At 73.1% G+C, this 18090-nt stretch carries 19 protein-coding genes; 11 read left to right on the top strand and 8 right to left on the bottom strand.

Features of this window, described 5'->3' with window-relative positions; all coding sequences use genetic code 11:
• Positions 1–122: 122 nt before the first annotated feature.
• Both ACZ3X1_RS08440 and ACZ3X1_RS08435 read right to left on the bottom strand, forming a co-directional pair.
• Positions 123–1313 (bottom strand): acyltransferase family protein, encoded by a 1191-nt coding sequence (locus tag ACZ3X1_RS08440; protein ID WP_467277898.1) that lies wholly within the window; start codon positions 1311–1313, stop codon positions 123–125.
• Positions 1306–2361, bottom strand: a complete 1056-nt coding sequence (locus ACZ3X1_RS08435) for an alpha/beta hydrolase (RefSeq protein WP_467277896.1) — start codon at positions 2359–2361, stop codon at positions 1306–1308. Before ACZ3X1_RS08435 ends, ACZ3X1_RS08440 begins: the two co-directional genes overlap by 8 nt.
• Positions 2362–2577: 216 nt before the next feature.
• Here ACZ3X1_RS08435 and ACZ3X1_RS08430 point away from each other — a divergent pair, with 216 nt between their 5' ends.
• A complete protein-coding gene (locus tag ACZ3X1_RS08430) occupies positions 2578–3069 on the top strand; it encodes an HIT family protein (RefSeq protein ID WP_356811627.1) in 492 nt (163 codons plus the stop codon).
• Positions 3070–3259: 190 nt separating this feature from the next.
• On the opposite strand, the gene ACZ3X1_RS08425 is transcribed toward ACZ3X1_RS08430, so the two are convergent.
• From ACZ3X1_RS08425 to ACZ3X1_RS08410, 4 genes are all read right to left on the bottom strand, one after another.
• A complete protein-coding gene (locus tag ACZ3X1_RS08425) occupies positions 3260–3631 on the bottom strand; it encodes a nuclear transport factor 2 family protein (RefSeq protein ID WP_362627032.1) in 372 nt (123 codons plus the stop codon).
• A gap of 98 nt (positions 3632–3729) precedes the next feature.
• Positions 3730–5307 carry a serine/threonine-protein kinase gene (locus ACZ3X1_RS08420; protein WP_467277892.1) on the bottom strand — a complete coding sequence of 526 codons (1578 nt, stop codon included), beginning with the start codon at positions 5305–5307 and terminating at the stop codon, positions 3730–3732.
• Between the two features lie 211 nt (positions 5308–5518).
• Entirely contained in the window at positions 5519–6064 is a 546-nt protein-coding gene (locus tag ACZ3X1_RS08415) for a MarR family winged helix-turn-helix transcriptional regulator (protein ID WP_467277889.1), read from the bottom strand.
• A complete protein-coding gene (locus ACZ3X1_RS08410) occupies positions 6057–6689 on the bottom strand; it encodes a DJ-1/PfpI family protein (RefSeq protein WP_356811631.1) in 633 nt (210 codons plus the stop codon). Before ACZ3X1_RS08410 ends, ACZ3X1_RS08415 begins: the two co-directional genes overlap by 8 nt.
• Before the next feature lie 312 nt (positions 6690–7001).
• Here ACZ3X1_RS08410 and ACZ3X1_RS08405 point away from each other — a divergent pair, with 312 nt between their 5' ends.
• The 3 genes from ACZ3X1_RS08405 to ACZ3X1_RS08395 all read left to right on the top strand — a co-directional run bounded on the left by ACZ3X1_RS08405 (position 7002) and on the right by ACZ3X1_RS08395 (position 9928).
• A complete protein-coding gene (locus ACZ3X1_RS08405; protein WP_467277886.1) occupies positions 7002–8360 on the top strand; it encodes an aminotransferase class III-fold pyridoxal phosphate-dependent enzyme in 1359 nt (452 codons plus the stop codon).
• Between the two features lie 156 nt (positions 8361–8516).
• The gene (locus tag ACZ3X1_RS08400; protein WP_356811633.1) at positions 8517–9182 is read left to right on the top strand and encodes a GntR family transcriptional regulator; all 666 of its coding nucleotides are present in this window, start codon (positions 8517–8519) and stop codon (positions 9180–9182) included.
• Positions 9183–9286: 104 nt separating this feature from the next.
• Positions 9287–9928, top strand: a complete 642-nt coding sequence (locus tag ACZ3X1_RS08395) for a hypothetical protein (protein ID WP_467277882.1) — start codon at positions 9287–9289, stop codon at positions 9926–9928.
• Positions 9929–10059: 131 nt separating this feature from the next.
• On the opposite strand, the gene ACZ3X1_RS08390 is transcribed toward ACZ3X1_RS08395, so the two are convergent.
• Positions 10060–10806, bottom strand: a complete 747-nt coding sequence (locus ACZ3X1_RS08390; RefSeq protein ID WP_030817469.1) for an SLATT domain-containing protein — start codon at positions 10804–10806, stop codon at positions 10060–10062.
• 290 nt (positions 10807–11096) lie between these two features.
• Between ACZ3X1_RS08390 and ACZ3X1_RS08385 the strand changes: the two genes are divergently transcribed.
• The 7 genes from ACZ3X1_RS08385 (at position 11097) to ACZ3X1_RS08355 (ending at position 17269) form a co-directional block, all read left to right on the top strand.
• Positions 11097–11441, top strand: a complete 345-nt coding sequence (locus ACZ3X1_RS08385; RefSeq protein ID WP_078628190.1) for a YbaB/EbfC family nucleoid-associated protein — start codon at positions 11097–11099, stop codon at positions 11439–11441.
• 63 nt (positions 11442–11504) lie between these two features.
• Entirely contained in the window at positions 11505–12104 is a 600-nt protein-coding gene (gene recR / locus ACZ3X1_RS08380) for a recombination mediator RecR (protein ID WP_352335362.1), read from the top strand.
• A complete protein-coding gene (locus tag ACZ3X1_RS08375) occupies positions 12097–12744 on the top strand; it encodes a DUF5063 domain-containing protein (protein ID WP_356811636.1) in 648 nt (215 codons plus the stop codon). Before recR ends, ACZ3X1_RS08375 begins: the two co-directional genes overlap by 8 nt.
• A 143-nt stretch (positions 12745–12887) precedes the next feature.
• A complete protein-coding gene (locus ACZ3X1_RS08370; RefSeq protein ID WP_319722162.1) occupies positions 12888–14162 on the top strand; it encodes an aspartate kinase in 1275 nt (424 codons plus the stop codon).
• The gene (locus ACZ3X1_RS08365) at positions 14159–15235 is read left to right on the top strand and encodes an aspartate-semialdehyde dehydrogenase (RefSeq protein ID WP_356811637.1); all 1077 of its coding nucleotides are present in this window, start codon (positions 14159–14161) and stop codon (positions 15233–15235) included. The genes ACZ3X1_RS08370 and ACZ3X1_RS08365 overlap by 4 nt, the downstream gene beginning before the upstream one ends.
• A 169-nt stretch (positions 15236–15404) precedes the next feature.
• Positions 15405–16181 (top strand): SigE family RNA polymerase sigma factor, encoded by a 777-nt coding sequence (locus ACZ3X1_RS08360; protein WP_390075515.1) that lies wholly within the window; start codon positions 15405–15407, stop codon positions 16179–16181.
• Positions 16178–17269, top strand: a complete 1092-nt coding sequence (locus tag ACZ3X1_RS08355; protein ID WP_467277869.1) for a hypothetical protein — start codon at positions 16178–16180, stop codon at positions 17267–17269. The genes ACZ3X1_RS08360 and ACZ3X1_RS08355 overlap by 4 nt, the downstream gene beginning before the upstream one ends.
• On the opposite strand, the gene ACZ3X1_RS08350 is transcribed toward ACZ3X1_RS08355, so the two are convergent.
• Entirely contained in the window at positions 17236–18081 is an 846-nt protein-coding gene (locus ACZ3X1_RS08350) for an SURF1 family protein (RefSeq protein ID WP_467277867.1), read from the bottom strand. The genes ACZ3X1_RS08355 and ACZ3X1_RS08350 overlap by 34 nt on opposite strands.
• Positions 18082–18090 lie beyond the last annotated feature (9 nt).

Raw genomic sequence — 18090 nt, 5'->3', positions numbered from 1 at the left:
GCGGATCACTTCGCAGCGTGAACAGGTCCAGGGCCAACGACAGACGGGGCCCGGCTCCCGCGGCGGCTTCTGAGGTTCTCGGCCCGGGCGGGGGCACGCGCTGATCGTTCACATCGGCCAGCCTAGGCATGGGTGGTCTCCTTGGCGGAAGGGCTCGGGACGCGGCAGGCGGCGGTGACCGTGGCCGGGCGGGGGCGCCCCGCCTGTTCGTGGACGCGGAACGCCGCCCAACAAAGCCCCAGCACGGCAGCGAACACCGGCAGCCACAACACCCGGGCCGCTATCCAGCCGACCGAGTCGGGCGCGGTGTGCAGGCCGGGCAGGTCGGCCGAGACCAACAGCCCGAGGGCGGTGACGGCCATCATGGCGGTCTGGTGCCACAGGAAGATCGTCATGGCGGACAGGTTCACCAGCGTCACCTTCGCCCAGGCCGCCGGCCGCCGCATGAGCCGGGCCAGCCGGTCGCGGACCAGCAGGGCCAGCCCGCACTGGGCCAGTCCGAAGGCGACCGCGGCGAGGGTCGGCGGGTTCAGGTTCGAGATCGCCGCTCCCGGCACGCCCACCATGGACGCCGGGTATCCGCCCCACAGGATCAGCGCGGCGGTGGCCGCGGCGCCGGCGCCGGCCAGGAGCCGGAGCCGAGCCCGCCGGGCGAGGGCTCCGCGTGCCCACGCGGCGCCCAGCGTGAAGGGCACGAGCCAGCCCGCGGCCACATTGACCCAGCCGATCCACTCGGGCCCGCCCGGCCCGAAACGCCACAGGTCGACACCGGCCACCACGGCGGCAGGCCAGAGCGGGCTGAGCCGTGCCACGAGTGGGGTCGCGGCGGTGAGCGCGGCGAACACCAGCAGGAACCACAGCGGCGACAGGACCAGCTTGACCAGCGTCCGTACGGTGTCGAGCTCCGCGCCGCCGATGAGCAGCCCGCCCGCCACGACCGTCCACAGGACGAGCACCGCGGCGACCGGCCGGAACAGCCGGCCCAGCCGCTGCCCGATCCAAGCCCCGTACGAGACTCCCCGCTCGCGCGCCGAGGCGTACCCAACAGCGGCGACATGGCCGCCGACCAGGAAGAAGACGGCCAGCGTCTGGAACACCCAGGACACCGGCGCCAGCCAGGGCAGGCGGGCCAGCGGGCTGGTGCCGTGCAGACCGCCGTCGGCCGCGGTCAGGGAGGTGACCAGCCAGTGGCCGAGCACCACTCCGAGGATCGCCAGGGCCCGGAGCGCGTCCACGGCCCGGTCCCGGCCGGCCGGCGTGGCCGCGTCGATGCCCGCCGCCAGAGCGGACCAGCGGCCGCGGAGTTCATGCACGGGAGGCCTCCTGCGCGGGAGCGGTACCGAGGACGATGGCGGCCAGGGCGTCGAGGGAACGGGTGCCCGGCTTGAGGTAGTCGCTGTGGCCCCCGGCGCCGGCGTCGAAGGCCCGCGCCCCGAAGGCGGGGTCGACCGGGTCGGTGCCGAAGCCGATCCCGCCGAGCCGGACGTGCGGCACACCGGCTATCCAGTCGGCGCCGCCCCGCCCGGCCCAGACCCGGGCGGAGGTCTGCAGCTCCCGGACGGAAGCGGCCCCGGTCCCCGGGCTGCCGAAGAACACCATGTCGCCGACCGCCGGCCCCGTCGGGGTCCGGGCGCAGACGACGGAGCCGTAGGAGTGGCAGAGCAGCGACAGCCGTGAGCCGGGCGCGGCCATGTCCCGCAACCGGTCCAGAAACGGCCCCAGTTCGGCCGCCGCATCCTCGGCCCGGCCGGCGGTCAGCACGGTCGTACTGACCGTGCCCGGGGTGTCGTACCCGAGCCAGGCGACCACGGCGGAACGGGGACCGCCCGCCTGCAGGCGCTGCTGGAGGGCCACCGCCCCGGACCGGAACCTCTCGTACGTATCGAGGGTGGTGTCGGAGCCGGGCACCAGGACGGCGATCCGTTCGGCGGTCTCCAGCTCGCCGAACACCTCGACGGCCCGGCCCCGTCCGCTGCCGTCGAAGGCGAGGAACTGCGCCGTGCCGCCCGCCGCCATGGCCCGAAGTCGGCCGGCCCGGCCGGAGCGGTCGGCGTCCTGGGCCATCCGGACCGCATCGGCGAGATTGTCACGGTTGGCGGCATAACGGCTTTGGGGCGAGGCGTCCTCGGCGAACACGACGGGTGCCGGGGCGGGGGCCTTGGCGGAGGCGGCGGCCGACACGGGGACGACGACGGCCGTCGCGACCAGCGAGGCCAGCAGCGTGCGGCGCAGCCGCCCACCACGCACCCTCGCCCTCCCGGTGCTGAACACCGCCCCGCCCGCGCCGACCCCGCCAGCGCTGACCCCGCCCGTGCCGACCCCGTCCGCCGCCCCCGCGGCCCCTGCCGTGCCCGTCGCCATGATGTGCTTCCTTCGGTCGCCCGGAAGGGCCGTCAGCGCCCCCCTGTCCCACCGAAGTTAGAAACCGGGACCCCTCGTCGGCGTCCCGCCGCAGAGCCGTGTTCGCACGTAGCTCCCGGGTATGACGGGGGATACTTCAGAGGCACAGCGCGCGCCTCACCGTGCGCCACACCATCGCCCAACACCACGGTGACATGAGCCACTTGGAGTTCACCAATGAGCGACGACGACTGGCGCAGCGACCGCATCGGCAGCGCGCACCGCGGCGTGAACCCCACCGTCCTGCGCCGCCTCACCGCCGGCTTCGCGGTCATCGGGGACCGGCAGTTCCTCCCCGGCTACTCGGTACTCCTGACCGACGACCCGGCCGCGACCCGGCTCTCGGACCTGCCCCGGCGCCGCAGGGGCGCGTACCTCGCGGACACCGAGCGGCTGGCCGAGGCCGTCGAGCGGGCCTGCGTACGGCTCGACCCGGCCTTCCGCAGGGTCAACATCGAGATCCTCGGCAACACCGACCCCTACCTCCACGCCCATGTCTGGCCCCGCTACGACTGGGAACCCGAGGACCGCGTCAGGCGGCCCGTGTGGCTCTACGAGGAGGAGTGCTGGCGCGGCGAGCGGCACGCGCTGGGTCCGCGCCACGACGCCCTGAGGGCCGCGATCGGCGAGGAGCTGGACCGGCTCGGAGCGGCGGGGCCCACGGCCTGAACGGCTACTGGCGGGCCGTCACGTCGTCGCGACCCGCACGCCGAAGCGGATCAGGACGCCCCCCGTCGCCCGTCGCCCCGCCGTCACCCGCCCCGGGCATGCGCCCCGTCGGCGGCGCCGCGAGCCCGGCCTGATCGGCGGGACACCGCCTGCGACCCGGTCGCGCCGAGGAGGGCGCAGAGCACGCGGCTCAGTCCGCCACCAGGGGTTCGACGTATCCCGCCCGCCAGCTGGGGGCGGGGTCCTGGCCGGGGCTGGTCCAGTACTCCCGCGCTTCCACGATCTCCCCCTCGTGCACGGTCCACAGGGAGACGGCCCGGTAGACGACGTGGTCCTGGGGCATCTCCACCTCGGTGACCACGTGGTTCCCGTCGGCCAGGATGCGCAGCACTCGCACGGGCTTCTCGTCCGAGTAGCCGTCGTCGCTGTTCACGGCGATGAAGTTGGCGCGCCCGACGATGCGCTCACCGCTCACGGGCCATTCGATGACGGCGTCCTCGGCGATGAGCCCGGCCACGCCGTCCCAGTCGCGTGCCTCGATCCGCTCCCACAGTCGTGCCACTACCCTCAACGGCTCCATGTGCCGCAGTGTCCGGCAGCCGGGTCACAGCCAACAAGCTTTGCCTGCAGGCTTATTGACCTCGACACAAACGGCGCCGGTCACTGCCTGCGGTAGTCGAGCGGGGGACTGCCCATGCCCGCGAGCTCTCTGCGCAGGGCGCCGTCGGGCAGCAGCCGGAGCCGGCTCCGCCCGCCCGACGTGCAGGTCGGAGGCGTGCCCGAGGTGACGGTGGAGGCATCCAGGTCCACGGGATCGGGCGCGCTGCGCAGGGGTGCGGTCCAGGCGCAGGCGAATCCGGGGTCCTGGACGGCCAGGGACATCACCTGTTCCCCGACGCCGCCGGGCGCGAGGGTGAGCCGCCAGGTCTGGCTGCCGCGGACGGCCTGCCAGGTGCCGACGTAGGCCTCGGGCAGGCTGCCGGCCGCCGGGGACGGCGCCGACCCCATGGCCGAGGCGGAAGCAGAAGCAGAAGTCGAAGCAGAAGCAGAAGTCGAAGTGGAACCCGAAGCGGAGGCCGGGCCCGGGCCGGTCGTCGCCGGCGTACGGGGGCTCGTGACGGGCGGTCGCGGGTCCTCGGCCCCGCTCATGACGGCGTACACGGTGCCGGCCGACAGGGCCGCGACGACCGCGGCGACCGCGAGGAGCAGGGCGGTGGACGCCGTCCAGGGCCGGGGCGGAGGTTCCGGTTCCAGCGGCGGGTACGCGGAGTAGGAGGGCGGCAGCGGAGGCGGCGCCGGCTCCGCACGGTCCGGCCCGGCGTCCTCACGGTCCAGCAGCTGTACGGCGTGCCGCCCGAGCCGGGCCACCAGCGGGGCCGGCAGCCAGGGCTCCAGGGCCCTCCCGTCGGCCACGGTGTCGCCGGCGCCGACCCGGGCCAGCACCTCGGCGGGCCCGGGCCGCGCGCCGGGATCCCGGTGCAGGCAGTCCCGTACGAGGCCGAGCAGCTCGGCCGGTACGCCGGACAGGTCAGGTTCCGCCTCGGTGCTGCGCAGCAGGAGTGCCGGAAGGCCGCCGGGCTGCTCCGCGTCCCCGAAGGGCAGCCGCCCGGTAGCCGCGTACGCGAGGACCGCGCCGAGGCAGAACACGTCGCACGCGGCGGTCACCGGCTCGCCGCGGATCTGCTCGGGGGCCATGAAGCCGGGGGAGCCGATGATTTCGCCGGCCCGCGTCAGGCCGGCGTCGTACCCGGTGGGGGCGCGGGCGATGCCGAAGTCGATGACGCGGGGCCCGTCGAGGGTGATCAGCACGTTCGAGGGCTTCAGGTCGCGGTGGACGATGCCGGCGCGGTGGATGTCCAGGAGTGCGTGCGCGAGGCCGGCGGCCAGGATCCGCAGCGATCGGTCCGGCAGCGGCCCGAAGTCGTGGGCCACGACCCGGCGCAGGCTCGGCCCCGCGACGTAGCCGGTGGCGAACCAGGGGGTCGGCGCCTCGGTGTCGGCGTCGAGGACCGGGGCGGTCCACTCGCCGCCGACCCGGCGGGCAGCCGAGACCTCTTGGCGGAACCGGATGCGGAACTCCTCGCGGGCGGCGAGCCCGTGGTGGACGAGCTTGACGGCGACGGTGCGGCCGCGGTCGGAGCGGGCGAGGTAGACCTGGCCCATCCCTCCGGCGCTGAGCCGTGAGAGCAGGCGGTAGGGGCCGATGCGGTGCGGGTCGTGCGGATGCAGTTGTTCCATGGCCGGGTGGTCCTCCCCCTGCTGGCCGAACAGCCTCCGCTGGGAAGGACGGCCGCGGGCGCCCGCCGGTTGCCTCCCCGCGGCCCCCGCCGGCGGCCCGAACCCCGGAAAGGCTCAGACCCCGCAAGCTCCGGCCCCTGAAGCTCGGCCCCTGAAGGCTCGGGCCGGGCAGGATCCGAAAAGCCGTGCCCCAGGCCGGATCGGCCCGACCCTACGGATCGGCGGGATCGGCGGGATCGGCGGGATCGGCGGGATCTGCCGGATCGGCCGGATTCGACGAATCGCGCGGTGCGGGCAGGGTGTCCAGCGCCGCGGCGAGGCGCTCCAGGACCCGGACCGTCTCCGCGAAGGCGGTGTCACCCAGCTCCGCCGCGAGGCGGGCGGCCATCGCCGAGTGGCCCGGGCCGATCCGGTCCACCGCCGCGCGGCCCTCCTCCGTCGGACGCAGCAGCTTCGCCCGCCGGTGCGCGGGGTTCGGCGCGTACTGCGCGAGGCCCTTGGCGACGAGCAGGTCCGCGATGCGCTGCACGCTCTGCCGGGTGATCCCCATGCTCCGGGCGATGCCCGCGACGGGCAGCGGCTCCCGCAGCACCGCTCCCAGCACCTGCCACCAGGCGGCGGTCAGCCCGGCGGGCCGTGCCAGCTCCTCGGAGAGGGAGAGGAACTGGCCGTTCAGCCGGAACACCCCGAGCGCGGTGCGGCTCAGCAGGTCCTGCCGGGTCCGGGTCGACCCGGGCGGCGACAGGGGCTCAAGCATCGCCCGCCGCCGATGCCGCCATGAGGACCGGGTAGGCGCTCGCGTCCGAGTCGTGGAAGAGCCCGTACCAGGCGTCCAGGACGTCAGGCTTGTAGACGTCCAGGCGGGCGAAGACCTCGCGGGCGAAGGCGACCGGCTCGGTCGGGCCCGCCGTGATGAGGTCCCCGTCGGTCACCGCGTCGGCCTCGACGTAGTTCTCGGCGCCGCCGTAGCCCGGCTGTTCCGCCAGGTAGAAGGAGACCCCGCTGGTGTGGGCGCGGTCGTCCAGCAGCCCCTCGCGGGCGAGGCCGGCGGTGGCCCCGCAGATCGCCGCGACCGGTACCCCGGCAGCCAGGAACTCCCGGGCCTTCGCCGCGAAGGGCGCCAGTTCGTCGCCCGTGTCCCACAAGGAGGCGCCGGTGAGGATCAGCAGCGAGGAGTCCTCCGGTCGCAGATCGGCGAGCCCCAGGTCAGGCTGGATGCGGATGCCGCCCATGGTGGTGACGGGCGCTCCGGCGGTGAAGCCGACCGTCCGCACCACGTGGCCGCGCTGGGTGAGGTGTGCGGTGGTGTGGCCGGTCTCCCAGTCCGCGTACGTGTCGTAGACCGCGAGGTGGACGGGCTTGCGTGCTGCGGTCTCGCTCATGGTGTGTCGCCTCCAGCGTCGGTGGTGCCAGGTGCCTGCGGCGCTCGCGGTGGGCCCGGCGCGGGCCCGGGCGGGGCCCAAACGGTCGGCGGCGGCCGAGTGGCCGCGGGTGCTCGCGGTGCGTGGCGCGAGACCGTCCGTACCGGCCCTTCCACGAAAAGCGCCTATGACAAGAGACTGTCATGTCGACAGGATGCTGTCAATACTGGGAGCGGGTCCTCCAGAGGTGCAGACAGACTGCCGAGACCGGCCCGCCACCCCCATACAGTCCGCCGATATCCCTCCCCACCTGCGCACTTCTAGCGTGTCGCCATGACCCCTCATGTCACCCCGCACACCCTTGCCGCCGTGAAGGACGCAGACCGGAAGCACGTCTTCCATTCCTGGTCCGCCCAGGCCCTGATCGACCCGCTCGCCGTCGCGGGGGCCGAGGGCTCCTACTTCTGGGACTACGAGGGCAAGCGCTACCTGGACTTCTCCTCCCAGCTGGTGAACACCAACATCGGTCACCAGCACCCCAAGGTCGTCGCCGCGATCCAGGAGCAGGCCGCCCGGCTCTGCACCCTCGCGCCCGGCTTCGCCGTCGACGTCCGCTCCGAGGCCGCGCGCCTCATCGCCGAGCGGACCCCCGGAGACCTGGACAAGGTCTTCTTCACCAACGGCGGCGCCGAGGCCGTGGAGAACGCCGTCCGCATGGCCCGTCTGCACACGGGCCGCGCCAAGGTGCTCTCCACCTACCGCTCGTACCACGGCGCCACCGCCGCCGCGATCAACCTGACCGGCGACCCGCGCCGCTGGCCGTCCGACACGGCCGCCGCCGGCGTCGTGCACTTCTGGGGCCCGTACCTCTACCGCTCCGCCTTCCACGCGACCACCGAGGCCGAGGAGTGCGAGCGCGCCCTCGCCCACCTCGCCGACACCATCGCCTTCGAGGGCCCGCAGTCGATCGCGGCGATCATCCTGGAGACCGTCCCCGGGACCGCCGGCATCATGGTCCCGCCCGCCGGCTACCTCGCGGGCGTCCGCGAGCTCTGCGACCGCCACGGCATCGTCTTCGTCCTCGACGAGGTCATGGCCGGCTTCGGCCGGACCGGCAAGTGGTTCGCGGCCGACCACTGGGACGTCACCCCCGACCTGATCACCTTCGCCAAGGGCGTCAACAGCGGCTACGTGCCGCTCGGCGGCGTCGCCATCTCGGCCGCCATCGCCGAGACCTTCGCCACCCGCCCCTACCCCGGCGGACTGACGTACTCCGGCCACCCCCTGGCCTGCGCCGCCGCGGTCGCGACGATCACCGCGATGGAGGAGGACGGCGTCGTCGCGCACGCCGCACACCTCGGCGAGAACGTGATCGGCCCGGCGCTCGCCGAGCTCGCCGAGCGCCATCCCTCGGTCGGCGAGGTCCGCGGCCTCGGTGCCTTCTGGGCGCTGGAGCTCGTACGGGACAAGGAGACGCGCGAGCCGCTCGTCCCGTACAACGCGGCCGGTGCGGACAACGCCCCGATGGCCGAGTTCGCGGCGGCCTGCAAGGCGTCCGGCCTGTGGCCCTTCGTCAACATGAACCGCACTCACGTGGTCCCCCCCTGCACCGTCACGGAGGCGGAGGCGAAGGAGGGCCTGGCCCTGCTGGACGAGGCGCTGACGGTCGCCGACCGCCACACCACCGCGTAACCGGAGGGCGGTGGTGTGGCGGTGGCCGGTTCGCGCCGGTGTGATTCTCGTCTTCACAGCGGGTCGGATCCACACATAACCACCACCAACCGCCCGGTTTCGGCCTCGCTGTCTGGCCTATGGTGTCCGGAGCTCTACGACAGGAGACGGACCCCTATGCCAGGCAGCGGCGCTGTCACCCGCAACACACTTCGCCAGCAGATCGCGGACGCGCTGCGTGACGAGGTGCTCGCGGGACGCCTGCCTCCGGGGACCGAGTTCACCGTCAAGCAGATAGCCGAGCAGTACGAGGTCTCCGCCACCCCGGTGCGCGAGGCGCTCGTGGACCTCTCCGCCCAGGGGCTCCTCGAACTGGTCCAGCACCGGGGCTTCCGTGTGCGGATCCTCACGGTCGACGACTTCCGCGGAATGATCGAGGCCCGTGCACTGGTCGTGGACGGCATCTTCCGCCGGCTCGCGGAGCGGGGCACCGCCCCCGGCTCCGGCGAGATGCTGGTGTCGGTGCGCCGCCGGGGCGAGGAGGCGCGCAGGGCGGCCGAGAGCGGCTCCCTGGAAGTGCTGATCGGCTACGACCTGCGCTTCTGGCGGGAACTGAGCGGGCTGGTGGCCAACCCCTACATCACCGAGTTCCTGCACCGCATCCGCGTGCAGTGCTGGGTCTTCGCCGTCCCCCACCTCCAGCGCGAGGAGCAGCTGCGGGAAGCGCTCTGGGACGGGCACAGCGCTCTGGTGGACGCCGTGACGCTGGCGGACGCCGACGCGGTACGCCGCATCGTGCAGGGCTACAACGAGCACGCGCTGGCCTGGGCCGCCCGGCTCTGAACCCGGCGGGGGTCCGGCCTCCCGTAGTTCTGCGCACCCCTTCGCGGAGGGTGTCCGGCACACTACGCTGGCCGCATCGGCGACAACGACTGATCGGAGGCCGAGTGGCCTGTGACCTGTGGCTGGTCCCCCTTGTCGACGTGCTGTGCCACAGCCCCGACAACCCCTTCGCGGAAGAGATCGCCTCGTACGACAGGGCACTGGGTGAGGCCGGACTCCCGTCCGTGCCCGTGTTCGCGTACATGCCGGGTCTGAGCGGGGACGTCGCCCCGGTCGCCGGTTTCGACTACGACGCCCTGCATTTCCTGAGACGGGCCTACCTGCTCCAGCTCTGCGGCCTGCCGGTGACCCCGGTGGACGAGCTGGGCGGGGACTACGAACAGCTGCTGGAGATGTTCGAACCCACCGCGCAGCAGTCGCACCTGGTGTGGCACTACGACCACGCGGGCGCGTACGTGCCGGTCGACTTCGCGGCGCCGCTGGCGAACGAGGAGCTGCTGGCCGGAGGCGGGCCGCTGGGGTCCGCGCAGGGGCTGCTGCGGGAGCTGCTGTTCGTCGCCCCCGCCATCGGGATAGACCCGGGGAACCCGCCCGCGCCGCCGGGGCGGCCGACGTCACTGGAGGAGCCGGCGGGACCGATCCCGTACGACGGCAGCCCCTTCGCCCGTGAGCGGCACGTCTGGCTGGGACTGCACGCGGCGGCGACGCGCAGTCTCGGACAGGGCTCGATGATCATCTTCAGCTGACCGGTGGTCGGGGCGGTCCGGCCCGCCCCCTCGGCGGTACCGGCCCCGCCCCCTCGGCGGTACCGGCCCCGCCCCCTCGGCGGGTCCGGCCCCGCCCCCTCGGCGGTACCGGTCCGGCCCCCTCGGCGGGATCAGCGCGGCTGCTCGGGCGGCCGCTGGCGCGGCATGTTCGGGCGGGTGCCCGGCGGCAGCGGGAAGCGGGCCGGCGGGACGTACGCGTCCGCGCGGGCCCCGGAGGCCCCCAGCGACTGCATCACCAGCGGCGCAGGCCCGGACCGGAACTCCACCATCCAGTCCGCCGTCTCCGACCGCACCAGCTCCGTGATGTCCTCGGAGAAGCGGCGCAGCACGGTCAGGCACCGCTCGGCGGCCTCGCTGGCGGTGCCCTCGGTGGGGCCGAGGACCTCGCGGACGTTCTCCGACGCCCAGTCGAACTGGAGGGTCTGGAGCCTGCGCTGCACCGCCTGGGCGGTGGCCACGTCCCGCATCCACCCGGACGTCAGCCCGAAGAACCGGTCGCAGGCCAGCGCGGCCGCGCCCAGCAGCAGCGCCAGGTACCCGTACGTCGACCCGCCCGGCGCCGAGCCCGTCAGCTCCAGCACCGGCATCGCGGCGCCGGTGACGGCCCCCAGGGCCGCCCCGACGCGCAGGACGCGCGCCCCGCGGCGCTTCCACGCCCGGTCCGACAGGTACCACTCGGCGGTGCGCAGCGCGTCGGCCTCGACCCGCCGGTAGAGCTCGTCGAGCCGCTCGGCGGGCTCCCCCCAGTCCCCGAGAGGGAAGGGCCGACCGGTCAGATCGCCCGCCGCCATCGGTCCGCCGCCTTCCTCCCGGGGATCCCGGGGTGGCCCCTCGGGCTGCATCTCCGGCTGGCTCACCCGGCACTCCCTCTGCCTGCGCTGACGTGTGGTGGTGCGCGTGTGCGCAATGATGCGCATGCTCTTCCTACCTTCGAATGACGGGCGATGGACAACGAATCCCGCGATTTCCGCTCGCAAGGAGGTCTCCATCAGGTACGCGTACGCCCCGACTCTCACTCGAAAGAGTTGGTCCTCACGGCGTAGGGCGCGCCGCGCGGGGAGCACGTAGGCTCGGATTGACCAAGCGTTCCGAAGGTCTCGGAGCCGCGAAGGTCCCGACGGTACCGACGTACGGAAGTGAGTGCCCTGTGATTCCCGGTGGTGGCCAGCCCAACATGCAGCAGCTGCTCCAGCAGGCCCAGAAGATGCAACAGGACCTCGCCGCGGCCCAGGAGGAACTGGCGCGGACCGAGGTCGAGGGCCAGGCCGGCGGCGGCCTGGTCAAGGCGACCGTCACGGGCTCCGGTGAGCTGCGCGCGCTGGTGATCGACCCGAAGGCCGTGGACCCGCAGGACACGGAAACGCTCGCCGACCTCGTGGTCGCGGCGGTCCAGGCCGCCAACGAGAACGCCCAGGCGCTCCAGCAGCAGAAGCTGGGCCCCCTCGCGCAGGGGCTGGGCGGTGGCAGCGGCATTCCCGGGCTGCCGTTCTAGCAGTACCCTCCTGCGTTCCCGTTCCTCTCCATCCGATCCCATCCGACGAAAGAAGGCAGTCCGTTGTACGAAGGCGTGGTCCAGGACCTGATCGACGAACTGGGCAGGCTGCCCGGCGTCGGGCCCAAGAGCGCGCAGCGGATCGCCTTCCACATCCTGCAGGCCGAGCCCACCGACGTCCGCCGCCTCGCGCACGCGCTGCTGGAGGTCAAGGACAAGGTCCGCTTCTGCGCCGTGTGCGGGAACGTGGCCCAGGAGGAGCGGTGCGGCATCTGCCGCGACCCGCGCCGGGACCCGACGGTCATCTGTGTCGTCGAGGAGCCGAAGGACGTGGTCGCGATCGAGCGGACCCGCGAGTTCCGCGGGAAGTACCACGTCCTCGGCGGCGCGATCAGCCCGATCGAGGGCGTCGGTCCGGACGACCTGCGCATCCGCGAGCTGCTGGCGCGCCTGGCGGACGGCGAGGTGACCGAGCTGATCCTGGCCACCGACCCGAACCTGGAGGGCGAGGCGACCGCCACCTACCTCGCCCGCATGATCAAGCCCATGGGCCTGAAGGTCACCCGCCTGGCCAGCGGGCTCCCCGTCGGGGGAGACCTGGAGTACGCGGACGAGGTCACGCTGGGGCGGGCCTTTGAAGGAAGGCGACTTCTCGATGTCTGACGCAACGCTGCACGCACTCGGCCAGGACCCGGACGACTTCGCCGCCTCGATCGCCGACCAGATCGAGTCGTTCATCGTCGCGGTCACCGAGGTGGCCAAGGGTGAGGACCCGGACAGCGCGGTGCCCTTCCTCCTCCTGGAGGTGTCGCAGCTGCTGCTCGCGGGCGGCCGGCTGGGCGCGTACCAGGACGTGCTGCCCGACGAGCGCTACGAGCCCGACCTGGGCCCGGAGCCGGACGTCGACGAGCTGCGCGAACGGTTCGCGTACATGCTGGAGCCGGTCGACGTGTACTCGGAGGTCTTCGACCCCTACGAGCCGCGCAAGGCCCCGGTCGCGCACCGGATCTCCGACGACCTGGCGGACGTCGTCGCCGACCTGCGGCACGGCCTCATCCACCACCAGGCCGGCCGGATCACCGAGGCGCTGTGGTGGTGGCAGTTCTCCTACTTCACCAACTGGGGCCCAACGGCCTCGGCGACCCTGCGCGCCCTCCAGTCGCTGATCGCGCACGTGCGGCTGGACCAGCCGCTGGCCGCCCTGGACGGCCTGGACACGGACGAGGACATCACCGAGGACGACCTGGCGGAGCAGGCCGGACAGGTGATGGCGGAGGAGCTCGGCGGCCTGGGCCGTGCATGACCCGCTGGCCCGCCGGCGCCGATGCCGGCGGCACGGGAACCGGGATTTTGATCTTTTCGTCTCATGATGCGGTACGAGGCGGTCGGATCCCGGGCGCTCGTTAGACTGCACCAGCAATGAGACGGACTGAGCGAGGAGCGCACGTGGGCCTTGTCGTGCAGAAGTACGGAGGCTCCTCCGTAGCCGATGCCGAGGGCATCAAGCGCGTCGCCAAGCGGATCGTGGACGCCAAGAAGAACGGCCACCAAGTGGTCGTCGTGGTGTCCGCGATGGGCGACACGACGGACGAGCTGATCGATCTCGCCGAGCAGGTTTCACCGATGCCTGCCGGGCGCGAATTCGACATGCTGCTGACCGCCGGAGAGCGGATCTCCATGGCCCTGCTGGCCATGGCGATCAAAAACCTGGGCCACGAGGCCCAGTCGTTCACCGGTAGCCAGGCAGGCGTCATCACCGACTCGGTCCACAACAAAGCGCGCATCATCGATGTCACGCCGGGCCGTATCCGCACCGCGCTGGACGAGGGCAACATCGCCATCGTCGCCGGTTTCCAGGGCGTGTCCGCGGACTCCAAGGACATCACCACCCTGGGCCGCGGCGGTTCGGACACCACCGCCGTGGCGCTCGCCGCGGCGCTGGACGCCGAGGTCTGCGAGATCTACACCGACGTCGACGGCGTCTTCACCGCGGACCCCCGCGTCGTGAAGAAGGCGAAGAAGATCGACTGGATCTCCTCCGAGGACATGCTGGAGCTCGCCGCCTCCGGTTCCAAGGTGCTGCTGCACCGCTGTGTCGAGTACGCACGCCGATACAACATCCCGATCCACGTCCGCTCGTCCTTCTCAGGACTGCCGGGCACCTGGGTCAGCAACGAGAATCCGCAAGGGGACGAGCAGGTGGAGCACGCCATCATCTCCGGAGTCGCCCACGACGTCTCCGAAGCCAAGATCACGGTCGTAGGCGTCCCGGACAAGCCGGGTGAGGCCGCGGCGATCTTCCGCGCCATCGCGGACGCCGAGATCAACATCGACATGATCGTGCAGAACGTCTCCGCGGCCTCGACCGGCCTCACCGACATCTCCTTCACGCTCCCCAAGACCGAGGGCCACAAGGCCATCGACGCCCTGGAGAAGGCGAAGGGCGCGATCGGCTTCGACTCCCTGCGCTACGACGACCAGATCGGCAAGATCTCCCTGGTCGGCGCCGGCATGAAGACGAACCCGGGCGTCACCGCCTCGTTCTTCCAGGCGCTGTCCGACGCGGGCGTCAACATCGAGCTGATCTCCACCTCGGAGATCCGCATCTCGGTCGTGACCCGCCAGGACGACGTCAACGAGGCCGTCCGCGCCGTGCACACGGCCTTCGGCCTCGACTCCGACAGCGACGAGGCCGTCGTCTACGGAGGCACCGGACGATGACGGCACCCCGGTCGACCCCGGCTCCGGCACTCGCCGTCGTCGGGGCGACCGGAGCAGTCGGTTCAGTCCTGCTCCGGATGCTGTCCCAGCGGGCGGACGTCTGGGGCGACATACGCCTGATCGCCTCCGTGCGCTCGGCCGGCCGCCTGCTGACCGTCCGCGGACAGCAGTGCGAGGTGCTCGCCCTCACCGAGGACGCCTTCGACGGCCTCGGGGCGGGCGACGTCGCGGTCTTCCTGACCCCGGCCGAAGTCTCGGCCCGCTGGGCCCCCGTCGTCACCGCGCGCGGCGCGGTCGTCGTCGACCAGTCCGCCGCCTTCCGGGACGATCCCGCGGTGCCCCTCGTGGTGCCCGAGATCAACGCCCACGCGGCACGGATCCGGCCGCGCGGGATCGTCGCCGCCCCGGACACCGTCACCGCCGCGATGATCGCCTCCCTGGGCGCGCTGCACGCCGAGTACGGCCTGACCGAGCTGGCCGTCTCCACGTACCAGGCGGCGAGCGCCGCAGGCCGGGCCGGCTCCGAGGCGCTGCGCCGCCAGCTGTCGTTGGTCGCCGGGACTCCCCTGGGCGAGCAGCCCGGCGATGTGCGCCGTGCTGTGGGCGAGGACACGGGCCCCTTCGCGGCCCCCCTGGCCCTCAACGTCGTGCCGTGGTGCGGCGAGCTGAACGAGGACGGTTGGTCCTCGCACGAGCTGGCCGTACGGGCGCAGACCCGCCGGATCCTCCAGCTGGAGGCGCTCCCGGTGTCGGTGACCTGCGTCCGGGTGCCGGTGCTGACCGGGGACTCGCTGACGGTGCGGGCCGGTTTCCAGAACGAGGTGAAGGCCGCCCGCGCCCGCGAGATCCTCGAAGCCGCGCCTGGCGTGGTGCTCGTGGACGACCCCGCGGCGGGCGAGTTTCCCACTCCCGTGGACGCCGCCGGGACGGATCCTGCCTGGGTGGGGCGGGTGAGGGCCTCGCTCGACGACCCCTACGCCCTGGAGTTCTTCGTGTGCGCCGACAATCTCCGCCAGGGGGCGGCGCTGAACGCCACGCAGATCGCGGAACTGATCGCAGGTGAATTTGCGTAATTCGCTTTGTAGGATCGGTGCCGATCCCTTGATCAAGGTGATGGCCCGACTGCCGTTTCGCTGGACGGGGCAATCGGGAAGAGCGGGTACGCATGAGCGCAATAGGGATTTCTCCGGTGAGGCTTCCACGCGCGTACAACCCTGACGGGGGGACGCGTGTCCTACAGGCGTGGCAGAGGCACTGCTCGAACTGGCCGTCCCACCGGCACGCACGGGGATCCTCCCGCCGCGCCGGGATTTCCGCACCCCCGGCGGCGGTCTCCCCGTGATCGTTCCCGTCCCGCCGACGGGGACCCCCGAGGCCCCCGCCCGGCCCGCCGCATCCCTCCCGGGCGGACTCGTGCCCGCACAGCGCGACAGCGCTGAGGCGGACGGGAGCGGCAAGGACGGGACGGCCGAGGCCGTGGCCGAAGCGGTCGTGGCCGAAGCGGTCGTGAGCGAGGTGGTGGCCGGCACCACCGTCGACCACCTCACGGCGACGTACCAGGCGCACTACCGCTCCCTCCTCGGCCTCGCCGCGCTGCTCCTCGACGACACCGCCTCCTGCGAGGACGTGGTGCAGGAGGCGTTCATCCGGGTGCACTCGGCCCGCAACCGGGTCCGCGACCGCGAGAAGACCCTGGCGTACCTGCGCCAGACCGTCGTGAACCTCTCGCGTTCCGCCCTGCGCCGGCGCATCCTCGGCCTCAAGCTGCTGTCGAAGCCCATGCCGGACATGGCGAGCGCCGAGGAGGGCGCCTACGACCAGCTGGAACGGGACGACCTGATCAAGGCGATGCGGGGGCTGCAGCGCCGCCAGCGCGAGGTGCTGGTGCTGCGCTACTTCGCGGACATGACGGAGTCCCAGGTCGCAGAGACCCTCGGGATATCGCTCGGCTCGGTCAAGGCATACGGATCGCGGGGCATTGCCGCGCTGCGGGTGGCGATGGAGGCTGCGCAGTCATGATGGACGACCACACGGCGCCGGACGGCGCCGGCGGCGAAGAGGAGCTGCGGATCCTCCTGCGCGGCGCCGTCGAGGGCCTCCAGCCCTCCGAGGACGCGCTGGAGCGGCTGCGGTACGCCGTCCCCGCACGCCGGGCCCGCAGGCGCCGGGCCGTCGTGGGCGCGGCAGCGGCCGCGCTGCTCGCGGGGACCGCGATCCCGGCCGCCCTGCACCTGAGCGGTGACGGGGGCACGTCCACGGACCGCCAGGCCATGGCCGGCCACGAGGCGCACTCCGGCGACAAGAAGGGCGGCGCGTCCGACCCGCACCAGAACGGATACGGGTCCTACCCCAAGGCCGGCGGCTCCCCCGGCGGAACCCCGGACGCGGGCGGCGCCACCGGGCAGCCGGACTCCGCGCAGGGCGGCGCCCCGGCGGGCGGCTTGACGTCCGGCCCGGCCGGCACCGGCACCTCGGGCGGACCGGCCGGTTCCGTGGCCGGCTCGGGGACGGGCACGGGCCCGCTGCCGCCGGGGGCCGCGCCGGGCGTGCCCGGTTGCGGTGCCGAGCAGCTGGGCGTCGTCGGCTTCGTGCGCAATCCGGAGGGAGACGGCCGGGTGGCCGGCGGCTTCCGGATCACCAACGTCTCGCCCCAGGGCTGCGCGGTCACCGGCCGGGACACCGTGACCGCGGCCTCCACGCCCGTCGCGACGCTCGGCCCGGGCTCCGGGGTCGCCGTGGTCGGCCACACGGCGGGCGACCCGGGCAGCGGGCTGCTGCCCGCCCCGTCGGCGGAGGCGTCGGTGGTGGTGCTCCCGCCGAACAAGTCCTACGAGGTCCGCTTCGCGTGGGTGCCGCCGGGCGAGCCCTGTACGGCGAGCGGCTCGGACGGGTCCGGCAAGCCGCCGCAGACCGGCTCGGCCGGGACCTCGGGCGATCCGGGCAGCGGGGCGGCGTCGGAGCCCCAGACGGGCACGCCCCAGGCTCCGAGCGTCGTCGAGGTGTCCCACACCCCGCCGACGAGCGGCGCACCGACGACGCGGACGTCGATCCCCGACGCCTGCGGCGGCACGGTCTACCGGACGGGTGCGGTCCCGGTGGACGACTGATCCTCCGAGGCGGTCGTGGCCGCTGTTGCGGTCGTGGCGCCGGCCGCGGCCGGCGCGGACGGGTCGAGCAGGCCCGCCTCCGCGTCGCGGAGCGTCTCCACCTCGCGGCGGTAGAGCCGGAACCACATGAAGAGCACGAAGGCGACGAAGACGAACCACTCGCCGGTGTAGCCGAGGTTCTGGAAGGCCTTCAGGTCGAGCCCGGTGTTGGTCGGAGCCTGCGCGGGCACCGGAGTCATCCCGTCCACCGGGGTCTGCACGGTCAGCCAGGCGTCGTACAGGTCGTGCGGGACGAGGTTGACCAGGGTGGCCGCCGCGATCACACCGAGCTGCCCGGCGGGCAGACCGCCCTGGGCGTGGACCCCCTTCGTGCCCGCGTTCTCCGAGGCCTGGAGGGCGCCGGTCACCTCGACCCGGCCCGTCGGCGCGGCCGGCGCCTTCGCGGGGTCCGCCACGCCCGGCAGCCAGCCCCGGACCACGGGGACGGCCTTGCCGGAGTCGGTCTTCAGCAGGGTCAGGACGTAGAAACCGGACGCGCCGTCGAGCCGCCGCTCGGGCACCAGCATCTGCTCGCCGTACTCACCGGACGCGGAAGCGAGCCGTCCGGAGGTCTGCGTGTCGACCGGGAGCAGCGAGTCCAGAGGGGCGGCCGCCCGGTCGACGGGCCGCTCGGCGGTCGCTTCCCGGTGGCTGTCGACGCGGGCCTCGAACCGGCCGAGCTGCCAGGACCCCATGAACAGGCAGAAGGGGACCGCGAGCGCGACGAAGACGTTGATCCCCCACCAACGCGGGGTCAGGAGAAACCGGTGCACCCCACCACG

Source organism: Streptomyces sp. NPDC023541 (genome assembly GCF_055559995.1).
This window is presented reverse-complemented; position numbering and strand designations above follow the sequence as displayed.

Bases quoted from the DNA above. Each gene is read 5' to 3' on its own strand.
- ACZ3X1_RS08435 (WP_467277896.1), bottom strand. From the start codon at position 2,361: ATGGCGACGGGCACGGCAGGGGCCGCGGGGGCGGCGGACGGGGTCGGC.
- ACZ3X1_RS08430 (WP_356811627.1), top strand. From the start codon at position 2,578: ATGAGCGACGACGACTGGCGCAGCGACCGCATCGGCAGCGCGCACCGC.
- ACZ3X1_RS08420 (WP_467277892.1), bottom strand. From the start codon at position 5,307: ATGGAACAACTGCATCCGCACGACCCGCACCGCATCGGCCCCTACCGC.
- ACZ3X1_RS08415 (WP_467277889.1), bottom strand. From the start codon at position 6,064: ATGCTTGAGCCCCTGTCGCCGCCCGGGTCGACCCGGACCCGGCAGGAC.
- ACZ3X1_RS08410 (WP_356811631.1), bottom strand. From the start codon at position 6,689: ATGAGCGAGACCGCAGCACGCAAGCCCGTCCACCTCGCGGTCTACGAC.
- ACZ3X1_RS08405 (WP_467277886.1), top strand. From the start codon at position 7,002: ATGACCCCTCATGTCACCCCGCACACCCTTGCCGCCGTGAAGGACGCA.
- ACZ3X1_RS08400 (WP_356811633.1), top strand. From the start codon at position 8,517: ATGCCAGGCAGCGGCGCTGTCACCCGCAACACACTTCGCCAGCAGATC.
- ACZ3X1_RS08375 (WP_356811636.1), top strand. From the start codon at position 12,097: ATGTCTGACGCAACGCTGCACGCACTCGGCCAGGACCCGGACGACTTC.
- ACZ3X1_RS08365 (WP_356811637.1), top strand. From the start codon at position 14,159: ATGACGGCACCCCGGTCGACCCCGGCTCCGGCACTCGCCGTCGTCGGG.
- ACZ3X1_RS08355 (WP_467277869.1), top strand. From the start codon at position 16,178: ATGATGGACGACCACACGGCGCCGGACGGCGCCGGCGGCGAAGAGGAG.